The organism is Porphyromonas cangingivalis, from assembly GCF_900638305.1.
GTDB lineage: Bacteria > Bacteroidota > Bacteroidia > Bacteroidales > Porphyromonadaceae > Porphyromonas_A > Porphyromonas_A cangingivalis.
On record NZ_LR134506.1, the window covers coordinates 804,022 to 826,671 of the forward strand.

General features: G+C 45.7%; 12 protein-coding genes and 2 rRNA genes. 3 read left to right on the forward strand and 11 right to left on the reverse strand.

Annotated features, from left to right (window positions below; translation table 11 throughout):
* Positions 1-3: 3 nt before the first annotated feature.
* The 9 genes from EL262_RS03410 to EL262_RS03450 all read right to left on the reverse strand — a co-directional run bounded on the left by EL262_RS03410 (position 4) and on the right by EL262_RS03450 (position 13,912).
* Positions 4-1,269, reverse strand: a complete 1,266-nt coding sequence (locus EL262_RS03410) for a peptidase U32 family protein (protein WP_025838137.1) — start codon at positions 1,267-1,269, stop codon at positions 4-6.
* Between the two features lie 329 nt (positions 1,270-1,598).
* Positions 1,599-2,075 carry a PaaI family thioesterase gene (locus EL262_RS03415; RefSeq protein WP_025838134.1) on the reverse strand — a complete coding sequence of 159 codons (477 nt, stop codon included), beginning with the start codon at positions 2,073-2,075 and terminating at the stop codon, positions 1,599-1,601.
* A gap of 85 nt (positions 2,076-2,160) precedes the next feature.
* Positions 2,161-3,435 carry a hypothetical protein gene (locus tag EL262_RS03420; RefSeq protein WP_025838133.1) on the reverse strand — a complete coding sequence of 425 codons (1,275 nt, stop codon included), beginning with the start codon at positions 3,433-3,435 and terminating at the stop codon, positions 2,161-2,163.
* Positions 3,436-3,466: 31 nt separating this feature from the next.
* A complete protein-coding gene (locus tag EL262_RS03425; RefSeq protein ID WP_025838132.1) occupies positions 3,467-6,055 on the reverse strand; it encodes a TonB-dependent receptor in 2,589 nt (862 codons plus the stop codon).
* A gap of 160 nt (positions 6,056-6,215) precedes the next feature.
* A complete protein-coding gene (locus EL262_RS03430) occupies positions 6,216-6,920 on the reverse strand; it encodes a DNA alkylation repair protein (RefSeq protein ID WP_025838130.1) in 705 nt (234 codons plus the stop codon).
* Positions 6,921-6,935: 15 nt separating this feature from the next.
* Entirely contained in the window at positions 6,936-8,600 is a 1,665-nt protein-coding gene (locus EL262_RS03435; protein ID WP_078735737.1) for a formate--tetrahydrofolate ligase, read from the reverse strand.
* A 488-nt stretch (positions 8,601-9,088) separates the two neighbouring features.
* Positions 9,089-10,537: a DUF3078 domain-containing protein gene (locus tag EL262_RS03440; protein WP_025839557.1), complete on the reverse strand. Its 1,449-nt coding sequence runs from the start codon at positions 10,535-10,537 to the stop codon at positions 9,089-9,091.
* A gap of 270 nt (positions 10,538-10,807) precedes the next feature.
* Positions 10,808-12,106, reverse strand: coding sequence for an acetyl-CoA hydrolase/transferase family protein (locus EL262_RS03445; RefSeq protein WP_025839555.1), 1,299 nt, complete (start codon positions 12,104-12,106; stop codon positions 10,808-10,810).
* A gap of 147 nt (positions 12,107-12,253) precedes the next feature.
* Positions 12,254-13,912, reverse strand: coding sequence for an MFS transporter (locus EL262_RS03450; RefSeq protein WP_025839554.1), 1,659 nt, complete (start codon positions 13,910-13,912; stop codon positions 12,254-12,256).
* A gap of 475 nt (positions 13,913-14,387) precedes the next feature.
* Here EL262_RS03450 and EL262_RS03455 point away from each other — a divergent pair, with 475 nt between their 5' ends.
* The 3 genes from EL262_RS03455 (at position 14,388) to trxB (ending at position 18,626) form a co-directional block, all read left to right on the forward strand.
* Entirely contained in the window at positions 14,388-16,940 is a 2,553-nt protein-coding gene (locus tag EL262_RS03455; RefSeq protein ID WP_078735736.1) for an FtsK/SpoIIIE family DNA translocase, read from the forward strand.
* A gap of 23 nt (positions 16,941-16,963) precedes the next feature.
* Complete coding sequence (gene lolA1 / locus EL262_RS03460) at positions 16,964-17,590, forward strand: outer membrane lipoprotein periplasmic chaperone LolA1 (protein WP_036854174.1); 627 nt, start codon at positions 16,964-16,966, stop codon at positions 17,588-17,590.
* An 82-nt stretch (positions 17,591-17,672) separates the two neighbouring features.
* Positions 17,673-18,626 (forward strand): thioredoxin-disulfide reductase, encoded by a 954-nt coding sequence (trxB, locus tag EL262_RS03465; protein WP_025839551.1) that lies wholly within the window; start codon positions 17,673-17,675, stop codon positions 18,624-18,626.
* A gap of 480 nt (positions 18,627-19,106) precedes the next feature.
* On the opposite strand, the gene rrf is transcribed toward trxB, so the two are convergent.
* Both rrf and EL262_RS03480 read right to left on the reverse strand, forming a co-directional pair.
* A 5S ribosomal RNA gene (gene rrf / locus EL262_RS03475) occupies positions 19,107-19,215 on the reverse strand.
* Between the two features lie 368 nt (positions 19,216-19,583).
* Positions 19,584-22,480, reverse strand: a 23S ribosomal RNA gene (locus EL262_RS03480).
* Between the last annotated feature and the right edge of the window lie 170 nt (positions 22,481-22,650).

Sequence of the window (22,650 nt, forward strand, 5' to 3'; positions counted from 1 at the left end):
TTTTCAATATTTCTTCCTTTCCTCCACCTCTCTCATGACATAGAGGCGGTCTCCCGGACGGACTTTCTCCGGCACGAGACAAGAGAACTTATCCCCCTTGAGTACCTTCTCGCGTGCCTTGTCGTCGATGCGCATATCATCCGATCCCAAGAATACTGCGCCCGTTGTAGGACCGCTCACCATGAGTTCTTCACCGGCATCGATATAGCCACTCTCAAGTTCGAACTCTGCCACACTGATGTTACTGAAAAACTTCACGACCTTACCCACATTGACCTTGACACGTGTGGCAGACGAACCATACTTGTGGGTCCATTCACCAAGTCTCTGGCCGAGGTAGTACCCATCCCAAAAGCCTCTGTTGAAGACCTTCATCAACCTCTGATCCCAGTCATCGATACGCTCCTGCGTATAGTCGTCATTGATGTACGCATCGATGGCTTCGTTGTAGCACTCACATACGGTGCGCACATATTCAGGCCCACGAGCACGCCCTTCAATCTTGAAGACCCTCACTCCGGCATCCATCATTTTGTTCATGAAATGAATTGTCTTCAGGTCTTTGGGGGACATGATGTACTGATTCTCGACATCCATCTCGACATCTGTCTCTTTATCCTTGACTGTAAAACCTCGACGACAGATCTGGTTGCAAGCCCCTCTGTTGGCCGAAGAGTTCATCTCATGGAGACTGATATAGCACTTACCGCTGACAGCCATACAAAGAGCTCCGTGCGAGAACATCTCGATACGTACAAGTTCGCCATGAGGCCCCCTGATCTGTTCGGTCTGTATTGCACGGTAAATGTGTTCGACTTGATCAAGATTGAGCTCACGTGCCAACACCACAACATCAGCAAAGCGAGCGTAAAACTTCAGTGCCTCCACATTAGTGATGTTCAGTTGTGTGGAGAGATGCACCTCCACGCCTCTGTCATAAGCATAAGACATCGCAGCGATGTCCGAAGCTATAATTGCCGATACACCGGCCTCCTTGGCAGAGTCCACGATCTGATGAAGCAGAGACATATCTGAGTCGTAGATAATTGTATTTACCGTAAGATATGTCTTGATCCCCTTAGGCTCGCAGATTTCGACGATCTTCTTCAAATCCTCAGTGGTGAAGCTCTTAGAGGATCTTGCCCTCATGTTGAGCCCTTGGATACCGAAGTAGACCGAGTCTGCCCCTCCTTGTATCGCGGCATATAGTGCATCATAGCTCCCTACAGGTGCCATGATCTCGAATTCATTTCTATTATAACCCTTCATATTTTTAGTACATTCTTACCTTGTAACATAGATATTTAAGAGTACAAAGATAAGAATTAAAGGGGACATCCTGAAGAGATAATCTAACGTTCGACGAAACCTCATACTACGAGTCAACCCGCTCCCGCAAAAGTTCAAACAGAGGATAAAAGATCAAGCGATCAATCTATTCCGGCAGGCAACAGAAAAGATTCTGTCAGACTCCAGAATACATTCTGTCATACGACATAAAGCATTCCGAAGCCCGACAGAACGTAATGAAAGAGAAGACTCTCTCCCCGTATGAGCAGGGAGCCGATCGGTAGTATTCTGAACCTCCGCCCCTCTTATCACCGGGGAGTGACAGGAAGCAGTACCGATACCATTGTTGCCGAAACAGTCTCTTGACCATTAGCCCAAACAGAAAGAGCCATACTGACCTTTCGGTCCGTGACCTCAAGCACTTTGCCCCTCAATTCCAGCTCCACGCCTATCGGTGTCGGGAGTCTATAGTTCACATTGAGATTAGCCGTCACATAACGTAAAGCCGGAAGCGTACCCATCTCTCGCCCCACATGCTTATAACCGGCAGCAGCTGCTGTACCATTACCATGACAGTCGAGGATGGCAGCGATCAATCCCCCATAGACATTACCGGGAAATCCACCTGTATGATGCTCTTCGGGGCGAAAGTATGCAATCGTCTCTCCGGCATCCTCATCACACCAATAACTCTTGACATGAAGCCCATGCTCATTCCCCCACCCACAACCGAAACAATGACTGAACTCGGAAGGGTAATACTCTTGAAATGCTTTTTTGTCCATCTTCATTCGTATAAAAAAAGGATGCCCATGTCCTCTCTAAGACAGGGCATCCTCTTATTTAAATCATAGGATTATTGATCCACAATTACATTTGTTCGGGTTTTCCTTCAAGTTGGAACTTACCGCTGCCCAATCCCTTGAAAGTATAAAGCCACTTTGTATTCACGCTCTTTTCACGGATCTCAACTCTGACCTTGTACATCTGATCGATACCATTGACCTGAGCTGGATTTGCAGAATATCTACGTGCAAGCACCATCTGTAGCCCCTCGATAATACGCTGAAGTCTTATCTTTTTCAACTCTTCGGGCGTCTTACCATCTTCTTCGGGTCGCTCTCCGACAGTCTTACCACCATCGATATTGAAGTTTTTGTAGTATCCACTGCCGCCGAACCAATACTCTTCGTTATCCTTATACCTCTCACTGATGTATCCGGGGTGATTCTGCTTGACCCAAGCATGAAGATAAGCAAAGTCTTCAGAGGTTAGTTCGAAATCAATCGTAGGATCAAAGATCCAAACCTTACCGGTGTGAATAAACTGTGAAGTCTTTGCTTGAACAAGAGGTGCCGGAGCCCAAACCTTGTTTTTCTTCTCATACTTCACAGCATCGACAGAAGTTGTCTTCTTAGCACTATTGTAGAAGGCATAAATCATGATGTGCGAATCTCCCTCTTTTGCGTAGGGATACTTCTGTGCAAGAAGCGTAGGGATATAATCTTCAGGCTTTGTAGATGGTGAAAAGTTGGCAAATCGCTCCAGTCCCATCTGTTTGAACTCATCCCATGAAATGACATAGTACTCTTTTCCGGCCAATTGACCATTGACTGCAAATAGGATCTTATTTTCTTTGTCTATGGTCAGTTTGATCAAAATTGAGGTGGCAGATCCGGCCTTCGCCTTAGCAGCATTGATGAGCGCAGTGATCTGCTCTTTGGTCAAATCTGTCAGAGAGTTAATCCCCAAAGCATTTATATCCTTTTTGTTAAGAGCGACAAAAGCCCTTTCTCCCAACGCCGAGATCTTACCATCTATAGGTAACACTTCATTGTAAGTGACATTAACAGAAGACCCCTTACCCCACTCAGGATACTTAACTTTTAGAAGATGAGGCACCATTTCTTGAGCTGTCACATTCTGATCAAAGGCTTGCATGGCCTTGAATGCTGCCGCATGTGGATTGGCCTTATCCAAAAGACCTGCAATCGTATTGTAGTCTGTAGCCGTTAATTCATATGAAGCAGTCTTCTTGATAGAAGTCTCCTTGCTGTCTATATCCTCATAAATACCTTTCATTGGATCACATGAAGTGAATACAAATGAGGCTGCAAGGATGGCTAAAGTAATATATTTCTTCATTTCTATTTACTTTATAATGATGATACTTGTGTTAGAAGTTGATACGAAGACCTGTAGCCCAAGTACGACCGAAGCCGTAGTAAACCAAAGCAGTGTTTTGGTCGTGGCGAACACCGTCTCTTGCATCTGCAATGTACTCGGTATCGAAGAGGTTGTCAACATTCATGTACAATGTCGCTCCGAGCGAACCAACCTTGAACTTATATGAAGCCCCAAGGTCTACAAGCATATAGTTAGGAAGTTGCCATGCATCGACCTTGTCAGATTCCTTTGTTCTGTTGACAGGGTCAAAGTCTGCATAGTTCTTACCGAAGTAGTTTGTATTGAGGTTAAGTTTAAAGCCCTCAAATACTTCCCAGTTGGCCCCCAAAGAAGCGGTAAACTGAGCAGAGTTACCGACATGTACCCCCTTGATGAAAGCCTTGATGTCAGCAATCTTTGTCTGTGAGCTGTCAAAGATAGACGCATCTACGTCATCAGACCAGATCCAGTCTCCGAGCGAGAGCATACCACGAAGTTCGAGTGTCTTAAAAGGATTATAAGTTGCTTCAAGTTCAATACCCATATGGCGAGCGTTGAGACCCGTAATGTTGGCGACTTCGTTATTACTCAATGTCCTTGTGATCCCTTTGTCGAGCCACTTTGTGTAGTAAGCATTGAAGTCAATCTTAAGGTTTTCGTTACGGAAGCCATATCCAATCTCTCCGGTAAGTACTTTTTCATACTTAGCTCCGGTGTTGATTTCCGAATTGTACTTGAAGAATACAGATCTGAAGTAAGGAGCACGTGTGAAGTACCCGGCATTCACGAACAAATTATTATTCTCATTGACCTTATAGCTAAGCCCAGACTTGATACTCCAAGGGAGATATGAAGCCCACTTTGAGTTGATGGACTCACCCTTTTCTCTTAGAGCCTCAGGTTCTGCAGTACCGCCAAGATTGCGATATCTGTACCCTTGATGAGAAAGTGTTGCAGAAACAAACCCATTGAAGCGTTCGCCAGTAAACTCGGTCTGTGCGAAGAGGCCATTCCAAAGGACTTCACCGATATTGTCATACTCCACATGATCGCCCACCTTCAATGCTTGATAAGGGGCATGATACATAAGTTTCTTACTTGGATCTTGAGGCTCGATGTAGTAGTCTGCTCCAAGAAGGTCAGAGATGACATTACGGTGAATACCTTGATAGAAACGTGCATCATAACCGGCAGTCAACTTGACACGATCGCTCAGTTTATTGTTGTAAGTAGAGAGGACACCGTACCAGTTGTGTGAGTTGATCGCATTTGCAAAGATGACCTTAGCACCTGTGTTTGAGGCACGGTTATCTGCGATGATCGAAGCATAGTCGATAAGACCATCATTAGTAAGTCTTGTCTCCGCTGTAGGAAGGTTGGTATTTCTGTCGAAGTACATCCAGTTTCTTTTCTCACCGACAATACGACGACCACCACCTCTCGCTACAGAAGCATATACCGATGTATAAAGCTGGCTCTTCTCGTTGATATCCCAGTAGTGATTGAGAGACATCTGTGGCTTGTGGTAGAAGTTGTAAGCAAGAGTTGTTTCTTTGCCATTGATATAACCATAGCCGATGTTGCGACGACCTCTGTTAGGATCGTTCTTTATATCCTCGATACGAGACATAAGGCCTCTTTGGTTGTGCCACTGAGGAGCACCGAACGCAGTGAATGACAGACGATGAGCATCGTTTAGCACCTTCGAAACGTTGATAAAGTATGACCAGCCGAGGAAAGAAGTAGCGTTGACATAACCATTACCACCATTGCGAGCACCTGCGACAGTAAGAGCCCAACCGTTGTCCATAAGACCGGTAGAGACATTAAAGGTAAACTTATTGTAACCGTCATTACCGATACCGGAGTAGAATGAGCCCCCTTTCTTTGCATCTGTACTCTTCGTTACCATATTGATGGTACCACCGACAGAAGAAAGGCCAAGCTTGGAAGCCCCCAAACCTCTCTGTACCTGAATGAAGCTGGAGACATCAGAAAGACCGGCCCAGTTTGACCAGTAGACCTTCCCACTCTCCATGTCATTGATGGGGATACCGTTGATGAGGACACCGATATTATTGGAGTCAAAACCACGAAGATTGATACGTGAGTCTCCAAATCCACCGCCCCCCTTGGTAACATAGACAGATGGTGTAGACTTCAATAGCTCGGGAAACTCAATGTTTGGAGCTGCAGTCTCAATCTTATCTATACTGACGTTTGAGAGAGGGACAGGAGTGATACGGTCTTTAGGCACGACCGAAGCAATGACACTTACTTCTTGCAGACCTACAGCCGATGGTGAAAGATAAATAATTCCGAGATCTTGTTCAGCAGCCTTACCGACTTTGATTGTCTTTGTATCGAAGCCGACAGCACGGATCGTTAGAGTAGCATCTTTAGCAACCTTTAGGGTAAACTTACCGTCCACATTAGTAGTCGTTCCGGTCTTTCCGGACATGACAGTAATACCCATCAAAGGGTCATTGCTACCTTTTTCAAGCAGCGTCCCCTTTACTGTTACCTGAGCCATCAATGTCGCACTCGACATGAGTACCAACATTGTAGTCAAGATAGACATCCAGACTTTTCTGTTCATAGTTGAGTGAAGTAGATTAATAGTTTAGAAATATAGTTTTAATTCAATATAATAGTTTGAAAATTAGTACAAAGATAGTGAGTAATTAGGAATTAATAAAACTCACCAATAATCTAACGTAACAATGAGAGATGCTGTAGAATAAGGTTGAAAAAAGGCATTAAGCATTCAAAGAAATCCCCTTCCTGGACTCCCTCAGCTTGCGTTGAGTGAACCTCTGCACTTGTGTGTTGGTGATTTTTGAACTCAAGAAGTCTGATATTGCCTGCGCATGATGAGGGTATAGAGAGACTATCGTCCATGCTATGCCCATAGAGACGTAGTAGTCTTCATCATCTTGCATGGACTCCAAATGCTCCAAAGCAAATGATAAAGGAAGATAACCTCCGGGGATCAGCCTGATCAAAGGGACTATTGTCAACCTGCGAGCAAAAGGGTCAGGGTTGTCCTTGTGCAGCGAGACATACTCCCGAAAGATCTCTGCTCCCACCTCATGCTTTTTGCATACAGTCTCGATCACCCCCAAGAAGAAGTCACTTGCACCCCAACCATCCACGCAATCGAAAAGGCGATCATAGAGCTCTCGTATCTCTTCTTCATTTGAGACCTTTTCGGCAGCCACACCGGCAAAAAGGAGCTTGTACTCAAACCTCTTCAATGCCAATGGGTAAATCTCCGCAACCGCCTCCCGGAAAGACATGATTTTACTCAACGGCTTTATTGCACTACGCACAAGAGGGATCCTGATACCCATAACGGTATCAGGATCCCTGCTTATTTTGAGACGTCTGTCAAACAAAGCTTTCTTCTCCTCTGCACTTGCATTGAGGTCCGAAAGGATTTGTCGGACTCGTGGGTCTGTCATGTTTATTGAGGCAGATTAGCTTAGCCCTTCGATATTTCCGTTTACGATGTCGATGTGCTCTGCGCTTGGCACCTTTGGCAAGCCCGGCATACGCATGATGTCACCCATGATGACGATGATCATCTCAGCACCGGTATTGACCACGATGTCGTGCACCTTGAGGATAAAGCCGGATGGAGCACCCACCTTCTTGGGATCGCTTGTGAATGAGTACTGAGTCTTCGCGATACAGACAGGATACTTGTCGTAGCCGAGCTCCTCAAGCTGCTTGAGTTTCTTCATTGCAGAAGATTCAAACTCCACTGCTGATGCGCCATAGATTTCTCTCGTGATGGAGGTCACCTTGCTCTTGATATTTTCCTTTGTCTCATAGAGGTATGCAAGAGGGCAAGAAGGCTTATTCTTGATGGTATCCACGACAATATTTGCAAGATCGACAGCTCCCTCACCACCTTCGGCAAATGCGTTGTTGATCGCAAATGGGAGATCCATATCCTCGCAGTGCTGGCGGATGGTATCGATCTCTTCGTCCGTGTCGGTAGGGAATCTGTTGATACAGATCACCACAGACTGCCCGAACTTACGCAGGTTGGACACGTGCTTGTCCATGTTGCTGAATCCTCTGCGGATAGCTGATGGATCAGGTTCTTTGAGCTCTGTCTGATCTTTACCACCGTGCATCTTGAGTGCCTGAGCCGTAGCCACGAGGACTGTCAACGCCGGCTGAAGCCCTGCCTGACGACACTTGATATCGAAGAACTTCTCTCCACCCAAGTCAGCACCGAAACCGGCTTCTGTCACGGTGTACTCACCAAACTTCATGGCCATCTTTGTCGCAATGACAGAGTTACAGCCGTGAGCGATATTTGCGAAAGGTCCACCATGGATGAAAGCAGGTGTACCCTCTGTTGTCTGTACGAGGTTAGGATCGATGGCATCCATAAGGAGGACGGTGATCGCACCACCGACACCGAGATCTTTGACCGTGAATGGTGTACCGTCTTTCTTGTATCCGAGCAGGATATTATCGATACGTCTACGGAGATCGTCCATGTCTGTCGCAAGACAGAGGATAGCCATAATCTCAGAAGCAGGTGTGATATCAAAACCGGCTTCGGTAGGAATACCATTGCTGATACCTCCGAGACCTGTCAGGATGTTACGAAGGCTACGGTCATTGACATCAAGGACGCGCTTCCATACGATACGGCTGAGGCCATTCTCGTTGTTACGATTTTGGTAGGCATAGTTATCGAGAAGTGCCGCAATCATGTTGTTGGCCGAAGTGATGGCATGGAAGTCTCCCGTAAAGTGAAGGTTGATCTTCTCCATCGGTAGTACCTGAGCATAACCACCACCGGCAGCACCACCCTTCATACCAAAGCATGGACCAAGAGAAGGTTCTCTAAGGGCAACGATGGCTTTTTTACCGATTTTATTGAGACCGAGAGCAAGCCCGATGGATACGGTAGTCTTACCGATACCCGCTTTGGTAGGAGTGATTGCCGAAACAAGAATAAGCTTACCTTCCTTGCCCTTCTCCTTGAGGAGGTTCACATCGATCTTTGCCATGTGATTCCCATAGAGCTTCACGGCATCGGCAGGGATGTTGATACTTTCGGCCACTTCCCTGATGTCTTTTAGCTGAGTTTCTCTCGCTATTTGGATGTCTGATTTCATAATTAGGTTGTTATATTAGTTTGTTGTATTCTTCAACTACGGATTAAACATATAATCTGACGCAAATGTTTTTGTTATCATTGTTTTTGTACCTCTTTGGCGATTGTTGTGGGAGAAATGAGATCTCAATCACCATCCGGTGTGCGAGACTGCAGAGCAATCCTCTTGAAATCAGCCCATAGGAGATCTCAAAAAAAGTCGTTAGACTTGATGATGAAAGTCGTTAGACTTGATAATGAAAGTCGTTAGACTTGATGATGAAAGTCGTTAGACTTGATAATGAAAGTCGTTAGACTTGATGATGAAAGTCGTTAGACTTGATAATGAAAGTCGTTAGACTTGATAATGAAAGTCGTTAGACTTGATGATGAAAGTCGTTAGACCTTTTTATCCGGCTTCTACCACAACAAAAAAAGACAGCCGTCCCGACTGATCATAGATGTCGGAACGGCTGTCCTTCTTTTGTCCTATGCCGAAAGGGACAGTCTTTATATCTTATATGTGAAGCCGAAGCTGATAAGCTCGTTGTACTGCAATAGCTTCTTGAATGACTTGTCATCTGTGATCACACTGTCATCAAATCTCAAGTGAAGATTGATTCGAGTCGAGAAGTACTTGTTGATGGAGAAGTTCAACGTATTTTCGAACTCTGTCTCGACGTGCTGAAACGAAGTGTTGTAGAAGACTCTTGACTGCCAAGTCACAGACTGTGACAAGTCGAAGTCCAACGCCATACGGACGGTAGAACCCAAGCGGAGCTTATGCTTCTCGTCCGGAAGGAGACCGATCCTGGCCTTGTCGACATCATTCGTATAGGTATAAATGAATGTCACCGCGACGGGAGAGAAGTTTGCAGTGAACTTCAACTTCTTGAATGGGTCGTTGAACTTCTTTTCCAACTCGTACTTCATACCGGGTCCCCCATCTATGATGAAAGGAGCAAATGGCTGAGTCACAAGGACACTGTCTTTGTTTCGGTTGCGCAACAACTGTGTACGCAACTGCGTATCCAAGGTGTAGTACCAACGCTCGTTGAACGCCTTGAGACCAAAGTTGGAGACTATACGGAAGAGGTCTTCGGATATCTTGAACTTACCGATAGGCTCATTGGGGCTGTTGAAGAAGCCGAGCTTGGACTCAAGTTCATTCACCCACTTCACATTATCTTTGGCATAACTCAAGTTGAAGTAGTTACGCATATTGAGGTTCAAGCTGTTGTTGCCTCCCTTGTACCAGTTGTCGGACATCTGGTTTTGTGAGAACTGGATGTTACTTTCAAACTTGGTGGTCCAGTAAACCCTTTCGATGACTTTCTTTTCGAGGTCTTCGGTCTGCTGGACGAGAGGCGCATTGTTCACAATGGCCAATTCGCCTTGGTATCCCGTAGCACTGACAAACTGAGAGGCCAGCCTATCCTGTGGCAACATCGCACTTGTGAGTTTTACGATCCCGATATTATTCTGCAAAGCATTTGATCTCACTTCCCGGACGATCTTCACCTCATTCTTGAGAGATGGCATCTTGCCTTTCTCGAAGACTTCTTGAGCCATCAACTCCTGCGAGTAGGCATCCAATGAGTAACTGTCCAATTTGTATGGATCTTGCTGATAGACAGTCCTCAGGCCCTTGGTGTCCAATCCTGTTTCGTTGAGCATCTGCATATCGAAGACAAGAGGTGTGAAGAGCTGAGAGAATGGCACATCATTCGAGTCTCCCAAGACCATGACTGCAGGACGACCGATGATCTCTTGTGCTCTGGAAGGCAACGAAGATGCCATTTCCTTATCTCCCAAAATCCTGGAAGCATAGTGTGGGATATAGGTCACAGTATCGGAAGCAGGTGTCTCTTGTATGGATGCGGGACTCTGTGCAGATACAGAGAAAGCTGTAGCAAGCCCGATCACACCTGCGATGGAAAGTGTACTTAATGTTTTCATTATAGTAAATGTCTAATTGTCAGTTGTCAAATCATGTACTTTCTGCAAAAGTACAAATAAAACAAATCTCTGACTGCTAATTCGCTACCCGTTTGTAACCTTTAACATGGTTTAAGCCCCTAAGATCGGTCTTCATAAGTACATCCTTTGAGTCTCAGAATAACGTTCATTTAGGATAATTCTCAAAAAGAAGAAGGCTGTATCGTATACACAAACCAACGATACAGCCTCCTTCTGATAGTATACTTTTATCTCCTCTGACGAGACAGCTCAGAATGCCTTGCGGATGGAGAAGCGAGCATAAGCCTCCCTCTCAAGTCCTTCTCTGAACTTGGGATGAGCGATGCTTGCCAGTGCCAATGCTCTCTCTGCCTCTGTGCGTCCGAATAGAGGTGCCACACCATACTCGGTGATGATGTAGTCCACATCATTGCGATGAGAAGTCACGACAGCTTGATTTGAGAGGTTAGGCGCGATACGAGAGACTTCGTCATTCTTGGCTGTCGAAGGCATCGTGAGGATGCTCTTTCCACCCTTGGAATATCTGACTCCACGCAGATAGTCGAGCTGACCTCCGCTACCACTGTACATCTTGCCTCCGACCTTCTCTGCACAGACCTGTCCATAGAGGTCGACTTCGATACAAGAGTTGATGGAGATGAAGTTGGGATTCTCTCCCACGACGTGAGGATTATTCATGTAATCGACGGGATAAAGCTCAAACTCGTCATTGTTATTGATGTAATCATAGAGTGCCTGACTCCCCATGACGAATGCTGATGTCACCTTACCGACATTCACGCCTTTGTACTTGCCGGTGATGACACCCTTACGATGAAGGTGCATGACACCATCGGTAAACATCTCTGTGTGGATACCCAAGTCCTTGCGATCGGACAGTTTGCCCAATACGGCATCGGGGATGGCACCGATACCCATCTGGAGTGTCGCATAGTCAGGAATGAGGGCAGCACAGAAGTCTGCAATCTTACTGTCGATCTCAGACTCTCTCGAGGCAGGGAGAGTATATGGGGCTGACTCATGCTCTACGATGATATCGATCTCATCAGCACGGAGGAAGTTGTCTCCACCGATGTATGGAAGAGCAGGGTTAACGACAGCCATGACCTTCTTTGCAGCACGTGCAGCCGGCAAGGTGAAGTCAGAAGACAAGCTGGTGCTGTATCGTCCTTGTGCATCGGGTGGTGTCACTTGGACAAATGCCCAATCAGGCTCAAAGGTACCTCCGGGCAGGAAGAGCGATGGCACATAGCTGAAGTGTGTGGGGATATAAGCCGCTCTACCTTCACTCACAGCTGTACGCATCTGAGGGCCGAAAACAAACGGAGCCACCACACGCATATGATCGGCACATTCAGGAGCGACGTGTACGGGATCACCTAAGAAGATCATCTGAAAGAGCGTAAGGTCTCGAAATCTATCCTTTTGCCTTACCAATTCTTCAACGAGACAGTTAGGAGTGACAGCAGCATGACCAAGGACGATCTTTTCGCCATCCTTCACGTGAGCTATCGCCTCAGAGAGACTAAGTTTAATCGTTTTGTTCATATTTGATTATTTGTAGATAATAGGCACAAGTTTCGCCTGCAAAGATATTATATAATCCTTAGATACACAGCCCCTAAAACAAGAAAACGCAACCTCTCCTTGAGGAGAGATTGCGTTTTCATCATATTATTTTTGAGTCACATCAGATTACTTTTGGATGTTTGGCAACTCAAGACCGTATCCCTTACGCTTGTCGAGAGCCTTGAGGAAGAAGCCCATGACAAGAGCAAGGACACCAAGACCTACGAGCATAAGAAGAGCGTAAGTATAATCGTTTGACACAGCGGCAACTTCGGCAGTGATCTCACCAGAAGCAAGCTTTGCTGCGACATCTTTGTTGGTCGCATCGAGCACGTTACCGATAAGAAGTGGGAAGAGCCACAATCCGATATTCTGAATCCAGAAGATGAGTGCATAAGCCGAACCGATCACCTTGCTATCTACAAGCTTTGGTACGCTTGGCCAAAGTGCTGCAGGCACAAGAGAGAACGACGCTCCAAGTACCAAGATGGTCACAAACGCAAGAGTGATACCAGCAACGTTGTTACCCTTGAACTGTGGCAATAGGAACGCAAATGTCAAGTGGCAAGCGATGAGAAGGAGTGAGCCCAACATAAGCATGGATGCTGCCTTACCCTTATTGTCGACATATCTGCCGAGGATAGGTGTAATACCCACAGCAAGAAGTGGGAACACAGAGAAGATGGACTCTGCCGACTGGCGCATATACGACATATAGCAGAAGCCGACAAGAGAGACAATGGCCAAAATAAGAAGTACATATCTGAGTGTACCTTTGGTGAAGTTGCTCATGAACGAAGTTCCTGCCACGATGAGCATCACGATGTACTGTACATAAGCCACATTCTGAGAAGCCCAATACGAATCAGCAGCCGGTGGAATGAATGAAATGTTGGACTGAAGCATATTCACCGCATACTTCTGGAATGGGAAGATGGCAGAGTAGTAAAGTACGCAAAGAAGTGCGACAAGCCAAAAGACACCACTGGAGAAGATCTTACCAAGATCACTGAAACGGAAGGGATCATCCTTCTCTTCTGCCTCACCTGTCTGTGCATCGAGCTTCTGATCCATGAAGAAGTAAACGATGAACATGATCAATGCAATCATGAGGAGCACCAAAGCAAATGCTACCGAACGCGAAACATCGGCAGGAGATACCATATTGGCAAACAATGGAGAGAAGATCATTGTCGTAGCGACACCAAGACGAGCAAGTGCCATCTCAGAGCCCATCGCAAGGGCAACTTCCTTGCCCTTGAACCACTTGACGATACCTCTCGATACTGTGATACCCGCCATCTCGACACCACAACCGAAAATCATGAAGCCGATGGATGACAACTTAGCCGACGCAGGCATACCTTGATAAAATGGAGACACCCCGAGTTCATCGAAAATAGGCACATAATTGAGATTGTCTGTGAACCATCTCTCAAGACCCGAACCCATGAATCCCTCAGTGACAGCATACCAATTGATGGAAGCACCGATGATCATCACAACTCCCGAAAGAAGAGCAGTGAATCGCACACCGATCTTATCCAGAATGATACCTGCAATGATAAGGAAGAAGATGAAGACATTAAGGAATGTCTCCGAACCTGCATACGTACCGAACGCCTTCGAGTCCCAACCTCTTGTAGACTCAAGAAGATCCTTGATGGGAGACAAGATGTCCATGAAGATGTACGAGCAAAACATCGCAAAGGACAGCAATAGGAGAGCCGTCCATCGAGCTGCAGAAGAGTCTCGCAGCGTCGTGATAGTAGTGTTGTTTACCATAAGGTGAAAAAATAGTTTATAATAGTATGTTTATGTTTCAGGTCACATACCACAATTCTTGTAGTAGCCACAAAAATACACTTTTTCGGTTAATAAGGCTAAAGCTATCTCGTTCTTTTTCATCTCTATTTACATTTCCAGTCACCACTTTCGGGATATTACTAACAAATAAGGTTGAGAGTTGATGAACAGTCCTCAAAAACGTTGTGCCTAAAAGCCTTGCTCCATAAAAAAACAGAACAAATACAAATGCTCAAAAAAGGATATCAAAGTATCCAACACCTGAGGATAGTACCACTTTCTTCATACTAACGAAGCCACTGTTTATGATGGTATTCTCAAAAAGACATCAAAAGGTGCGTATCAGGACGAAAGTATTCTGATTTTTTAGCCCTGTAAACGCTTAGAAATCGTTATTTTTGTGCGATAAGATCACATTCAGCCTTTTGGTAACAAAGATCATGCGATAGCAAACATGAGAAAGAACAACAAGTCAAGTAAAAGAGCCGAAAACAGATTCGGAACAAACAACATATCAGCATTCATTCGTAACATCTTCAGCGGAGAGACACTAAAGGACAATATAGCTCCGATAGTGGGTATCGTGTTGTTGGCACTCTCTGTATTTTTGATCTACTCTTATGCCTCATACTTAATATTTGGCAGTGATGATCAAAGTATTATGACAAGCAACGCCATCGATATGGAGGAAGCTGTCAAGAGCACAGCAAATCCCTCGGGTTTCAGAGGTGCGTACATGATGCATTTGTTGGTCAATGGCTGGGTGGGGCTATCGGCGGTAATCATCTTTGTCTATATGCTATTCCTCGGTTTCAGCATCGTGAGAAGGAACAATATGCGCAAGATACGGATGTTGATACTCGCAGCAATCAGTATATTTTGGCTTTCACTTTTCTTCACGACGATCCTCCACCCATGGAGCGATAGCTTCTTCTTCAGACCCGGAGGCATCATAGGAGTGGAGATGTATGATTACTTGAGGGGGCAGATCGGTACGTTTGGTATCATCTTGTTACTTGTCACCACAGCTGTGATCACGGGATTTGTATTCTTCAGCATCGTACGAAAGAAATATAAGGAGTGGACATTGGCTCAAAAAGCTGAAAAAGAAAGTCCCCTCCCAACAGAAGGTCTGAATGTCGATGAAAAGAAAGAGAGATGGTGGAGTAAACTATTACCGAAAAAGAAAAATACGGAAAAGGCGGAAGTGCCGACGATAGTAGAACCTATCGAAGATACCGTCCCCACAGAAGACCTTTCTGCCGAGGAAGCTTATGACAGGGCCTACCTTGAACCTATCTCCGAAGAAGTAACCTTAGCCAAAGGAGATGATAAAGATGAAGTAGAAGACATTAACCCTGCCGGAAGTTATAATCCATCCCAAGAGACTCCGGAGGGACTTGACATAGAAATCATCGATACAAGGAAAGAAGATGTCGGTGCAACCTACACCTTGTCTCCTCAGGACAAGGCAAGAGAATTGGTGGCTGAGTTGGGTGAATATGATCCCCGATTGGATCTTGGGCAGTTCAAAATGCCTACATTCGATCTCCTTGAAGATCGGACAGTCACAAATATAAGCATTGATCACGAGGAAGTTCAGAGAAATAAAGAGAGTATCACAGAGACCCTCAAAAACTTTGGTATCGGGATCAGTTCTATTCGAGCGACAGTCGGCCCTACCATCACCCTTTATGAGGTAGTTCCGGAGTCCGGTGTCAAGATATCCAGAATACGTAACCTTGAGGACGACATAGCACTGAGTCTCTCAGCTTTGGGGATTCGTATCATTGCCCCCATGCCTGGTAAGGGGACTGTGGGTCTCGAGGTTCCGAACAAGAACCCTCAAGTTGTCGGTATGAGATCCGTGATAGCTTCAAAGAAGTTCCAAGAGGCTACTTACGACTTACCTGTGGCTTTGGGTAGGACCATCACCAATGATATTTTCACCTTTGACCTCGCCAAAGTGCCCCACTTGCTGGTGGCAGGAGCCACAGGGCAAGGTAAGTCGGTCGGGCTAAATGCCATCATCACCTCCCTACTCTACCGCAAACATCCGGCAGAATTGAAATTCGTCATGATTGACCCTAAAATGGTAGAGTTCAGTGTCTATTCTGCAATAGAAAAGCACTACATGGCAAAACTTCCGGGGGAGAAAGACTGTATCATCACAGACACTAAACGAGTCGTCACGACCCTTAACTCTCTATGTCAGGAGATGGATGAGCGATACGAACTCCTTACCAAGGCAAAGGTTCGTAACATAAAGGAATATAATGCCCTATTCAAGGGACGCAGTCTTAATCCGGCAAACGGACATAGATTCATGCCTTACCTCGTAGTCATCATAGATGAGTATGGAGACCTTATCATGACCGCCGGGAAGGAGATCGAGCTACCTATTGCCCGTCTTGCCCAAAAGGCTCGAGCTGTCGGTATACATGCCATCATTGCGACCCAACGCCCGACTGCAAGTATCATTACCGGGACAATCAAGGCAAACTTCCCGGGGCGTATATCTTTTAGAGTCTTCTCGATGATTGACTCTCGTACGATCTTGGATGCTCCCGGTGCAAACAGACTTGTCGGCAAGGGAGACCTTCTATACTCACAAGGTAATGAGTTTATACGTGTCCAGTGTGCTTTTGTGGATACTCCCGAAGTTAATAGAGTAGTAGATTACATCTCTTCACAAAGAGGCTTTGCACATGCCTACGAACTTCCGGAGGTTTCCGCAAATGAAAGTAGTAATGGAGATTTCCCGGGAGCCATAGATATGGATGAGAAGGATCCTCTCTTCGAACAAGTAGCTCGGATGCTTGTTCTGGAGCAGCAAGGCTCAGTATCTTTTATCCAGCGTAAGTTCTCGATAGGTTACAACAGAGCCGGTCGTCTCATGGATCAGTTGGAGGCAGCTGGTATCGTAAGTGCCCCTGATGGCAGTAAAGGTCGCGAAGTACTTGTCAAAAGCGAAGAACATCTAAGAGATATTCTTAGCCAATTCTAACCCCAAACAATTCAGATACGAATATGATACGAAGCTTATTAATAGGTTTTCTCCTGTCTGTCACAATGGCTTTAACTGCTCCGGCACAATCGGCCCACTCTCCGATACAACAAGCCATAGCCAAGCTTGATAGCAGCAAAGGACTTTGTATAGAGTTTGACATGATATTACCCGGAAATCAAGACGAAGAGACAATCCATGGAACTTACTATGCTCTGAAGAATAAGTTTTATATAGAGACATCCGAACTAAAAGCCTGGTACAACGGAAAAGAACTTTGGATATATCTCTATCAAAATGGAGAGATCAATCTATCTCATCCCGAAACTGAAGAAATTATCGAAATAAATCCTCTTCTTGAACTCCCACGTATTTTCTCTGAAGAATACAACTCTACTGTCTCAAACACCTCTGTCGGACACTCGATCTTGGCCAAACCTCAAAAGAAAAATAGGAAGTCTATCGAACACGTAATAATCAGAGGAAACAAGAAAAACCCTATTAAAACCATAGAGGTTAAGGAGAAAGGCATCAACAACAAAATCACAATACAAGTTAAGAGTGTTAAACAAAACATAAACATCACTCCTGATACTTTCATCTATACATCTGATAAAGAGCCAAATGTAAAGGTCATAGACCTGCGCTGACAAACAAGAATATTAAACAATAATAGACTCTATTTGGTTGAAACATAGTAACTAATCTAAATTATATACAGCAAATTAATTTATGAGCAATGAAAATCTAAAGACCCGTTGCCTGATCATTGGTTCCGGGCCGGCTGGATACACAGCTGCGATCTACGCATCAAGAGCAAACCTTGAACCTGTCCTTATTGAGGGGATCCAACCCGGAGGACAGCTTACCACAACCACTGAAGTCGAAAACTTCCCTGGGTACCCAAAAGGCATAACCGGTTCTGAACTGATGATTGACATCAAGGAACAAGCAGAACGTTTTGGCACCAAAATGCTCACTGGCACAGTGACAAAGGTTGATCTTCAAAATCGTCCATTTACAGCTACCATCGACGATGGTGCTTACGAGATCAAAGCCGACACACTCATCATCGCAACAGGTGCAACAGCCAAGTATTTGGGCTTGGAAGACGAAAAGAAGTATGCAGGTATGGGCGTAAGTGCTTGTGCTACCTGCGACGGGTTCTTTTATAGAAACAAAACTGTTGCAGTAGTTGGTGGTGGTGATACAGCTTGTGAAGAAGCAATTTACCTCTCCTCTCTTGCAAAGAAAGTCTACCTCATCGTACGTAAAGACTACCTGAGAGCTTCTAAGGTAATGCAGGAAAGAGTAATGGAAAACGAAAAGATTGAAGTACTCTTTGAACACAATACCATTGGTCTCTTTGGTGAAGATGGAGTCGAAGGAGCTCATCTTGTAAAGAGAAAAGGTCAGCCGGATGAAGAGATGGTTGATATAGCTATTGATGGCTTCTTCCTTGCCATTGGCCACACTCCAAACACTGATCTTTTCAAAGGTGTTCTTGAGCTCGATGAAGTAGGTTATGTCATCACAAAGGGACAAACTCCTAAAACCAACATTGAAGGTGTGTTTGCAGCAGGAGATGTTGCTGACCCAATTTATCGTCAAGCTATCACAGCAGCAGGAAGTGGTTGTAAGGCAGCGATGGAAGCAGAACGTTACATCTCTGAACACAAGCTATAACTAACCTCATATCGTAAGATTATAATTAGTCAATACAACTCAAAGTAATAGCTGTAGTGCTCTGCACTGCAGCTATTACTTTTTTATCCGACTCATTTCTGAAGCAACTGAGATAATGGCTTAGTATGTATCTTGTAAGAAATTGCTTGTAGAAAGAAAAAATAAAATATGATCGATGTCTCATTCTGCCGATGGTTATACACAGCCATGACACGTGCCAGCTCCAGACTATACTTCATCTCACCACCCGATTTCATCTTCGGGAAATAGACAGATGATTACTGATCACACCGCAAAGATAAGATGAGACTCAAGGCCCCGAGTCGATTATCGTCGATTGCAGTCCTATCCTGTCGATTATCATCGATTAAAGTCGAATGAGTAGAAAGGGAGTGATCAAGGGGCGATCGGATCGGCAGGGAGCTAAACAAAAAGAGAGAGCTTCGAAGACATCTGTCTCCAAAGCTCTCTCGACTGTAAAAGTGGCGGCTACCTACTCTCCCACTTGCGTAGTACCATCGGCGTGATTGGGCTTAACTGCTCTGTTCGGGATGGGAAGAGGTGGATCCCCAATGCTATAGCCACCTTAATTATTTCGTTATTTCCCTCTCTTCTTCCTGACCGTTTCTTTACACCGGTCATCAGAGAGATATATTAAGGCATATCTGACAAGTCCAAGATAGAGAAGTAGAAATCGTCTACTCAAAGAAACTCCCCGAAAACCTCTCGGTCTTCGTTCGTCCCATTCTCTCGATTCATCTCGCGCAGGTTCGATGTCTGTTCTATGAGACCGAACCCATACGAATTCTTTACACGTATACGACTTCGTAACAGTTTGGAACATCTGTGTTACTCTTTTCGTTTTGCTTATGATTTTTCTCTTTTGTTTCCTTCTATTCTTTTAGGTCCTTTACTTCCTTCAGGATCTTCTGAAACCCAAAAAGAATACAAGAAAACGATATAAAGCGTTCGGGCTATTAGTACTACTCGGCTTTTACATTACTGCATTTACACCTGTAGCCTATCAAGGTCATCGTCTATAACCACCCTATAAAGATATCTAATCTTGAGGAGGGCTTCGTGCTTAGATGCTTTCAGCACTTATCCTTACCGTACGTGGCTACTCGGCAGTGCTCCTGGCGAAACAACCGATAAACCAGTGGTACGTCCAACACGGTCCTCTCGTACTAGTGTCAGACCCTCGCAAATATCTCGCGCCCACAACAGATAGAGACCGAACTGTCTCACGACGTTCTGAACCCAGCTCGCGTGCCACTTTAATGGGCGAACAGCCCAACCCTTGGGACCTTCTCCAGCCCCAGGATGTGACGAGCCGACATCGAGGTGCCAAACCGCTCCGTCGATATGAGCTCTTGGGAGCGATCAGCCTGTTATCCCCGGAGTACCTTTTATCCTTTGAGCGATGGCCCTACCATACGGAACCACCGGATCACTATGCTCAAGTTTCCTTCCTGTGCGACTTGTGTGTCTCCCAGTCAAGCGCCCTTATGCCATTACACTCTGCGACCGGTTACCAATCGGCCTGAGGGCACCTTTAGAAGCCTCCGTTACGCTTTTGGAGGCGACCACCCCAGTCAAACTACCCACCATACATTGTCCTCGCAATCCGCGAGTTAGTATCCAAACATCAAAAGGGCCGTATTTCAACAACGACTCCACAAATACTGGCGTACCTGTTTCTCAGTCTCCGGCCTATCCTACACATCTAATGCCCAAATACAATGTAAAGCTATAGTAAAGGTTCACGGGGTCTTTTCGTCCCGTTGCGGGTAATCGGCATCTTCACCGATACTACAATTTCACCGAGTTCGCGGTTGAGACAGTGCCCAGATCGTTACACCATTCGTGCAGGTCGGAACTTACCCGACAAGGAATTTCGCTACCTTAGGACCGTTATAGTTACGGCCGCCGTTTACTGGGGCTTCAATTCAGAGCTTCTCCATAAGGATGACTCCTCCTCTTAACCTTCCAGCACCGGGCAGGTGTCAGACTATATACTTCATGTTTCCAGTTTGCATAGCCTTGTGTTTTTGTTAAACAGTCGCCTGGGCCTATTCTCTGCGACCTACGTCTCCGTAGGCGTCCTTTATTCCGAAGTTACAGGACCAATTTGCCTAGTTCCTTAACCGCGAATCGCTCGAGCGCCTTAGTATACTCAACCCAACCACCTGTGTCGGTTTACGGTACGGGTCCCTACATTGATTAAAGTTTAGCGGTTTTTCTTGGAAGTCTGCTTACGCCCTTATCACTTCCCCCGAAGGTTCCGTGTACTATCAGGTTCGACTCTCGGTGCGGATTTGCCTACACCGATCTTAATCTACACCCTTCAACCTACTATTCCGTCAGTAGGCAGGACTGTCACTACTCCGTCACCACATCACTCAATGCGGGAGTATGGGAATATTAACCCATTCATCCATCGGGTACGCCTCCACGGCTATCCCTTAGGTCCCGACTAACCCTGATACGACGAACGTTGATCAGGAATCCTTAGTCTTTCGGCGAGGAGGATTCTCACCTCCTTTATCGTTACTTATACCTACATTTGCTCTTCCAAATAGTCCAGTACAGGTCGTCCCTGTGCCTTCTACCCTTTTTGGAATGCTCCCCTACCGATACTTACGTATCCCACGGCTTCGGTAGACAACTTATGCCCGATTATTATCCATGCCACAATCCTCGACTAGTGAGCTGTTACGCACTCTTTAAATGAATGGCTGCTTCCAAGCCAACATCCTAGCTGTCTGTGCATCGTGACCGCGTTTAATACAACTTAGTTGTCATTTCGGGACCTTAGCCGATGGTCCGGATTCTTCTCCTCTCGGACATGGACCTTAGCACCCATGCCCTCACTCCTTGGCACTGCCTATAAGCATTCGGAGTTTGTCTGGACTTGATAGGCGGTGAAACCCTCGCATCCAATCAGTCGCTCTACCTCTTATAGTATATTCCAAAGGCTGCACCTAAATGCATTTCGGGGAGTACGAGCTATCTCCAAGTTTGATTAGCCTTTCACCCCTACCCTCATCTCATCCGAAAACTTTTCAACGTTTAACGGTTCGGTCCTCTATGTAGTGTTACCTACACTTCAACCTGGACAAGGGTAGATCACTTGGTTTCGCGTCTACTGTAAATAACTATCGCCATTTAAAACTCGCTTTCGCTTCGGTTCCGTGTCTTAAAACACTTAACCTCGCTATTCACAGTAACTCGTAGGTTCATTATGCAAAAGGCACGCCGTCACACATTAATTGTGCTCCGACCGCTTGTAGGCAGACGGGTTCAGGGTCTATTTCAATCCTCTCGTCGAGGTGCTTTTCACCTTTCCCTCACGGTACTTGTACACTATCGGTCTCTAAGGAGTATTTAGCCTTGGGAGATGGACCTCCCGGATTCACACAGGATTACACGTGTCCCGCGCTACTCAGGTATCTCGTCATGCAGGTCTTCTGTTTCGAGTAAAGGGCTGTCACCCACTGTGGCCGGCCTTTCCAAACCGTTCCTCTACATACCTCCTGTACACTTTGTTCGAGACCCTACAACCCCGATATTGCCGAAACAACATCGGTTTGGGCTCCTCCCCGTTCGCTCGCCACTACTAAGGGAATAACTATTGTTCTCTTCTCCTATGGGTACTAAGATGTTTCAGTTCCCCACGTTCGCTCAAACACGCATCGTGTCTGTGACGTGCCGTTAAACACGTCGGGTTGCCCCATTCGGAAATCTGTGGATCAAATCGTATGTGCCAATACCCACAGCTTATCGCAGCTTATCACGTCCTTCCTCGCCTCTTAGAGCCTAGGCATCCACCGTCTGCCCTTATCTGCTTTATATCGAATCTTTACCCGGTGTCCCGAAGGACGCCAAGTTATGTCTTCAATAGCAAATAAGTAACTTCCTAATGAACTATTACGTTTATTTCGTATACTTCGTAAACTATACTCTTTTAAAAGTATAGCGCCCGAGATAAATCCTTCCGCCACAACCGTCCGACTTGCGCCAA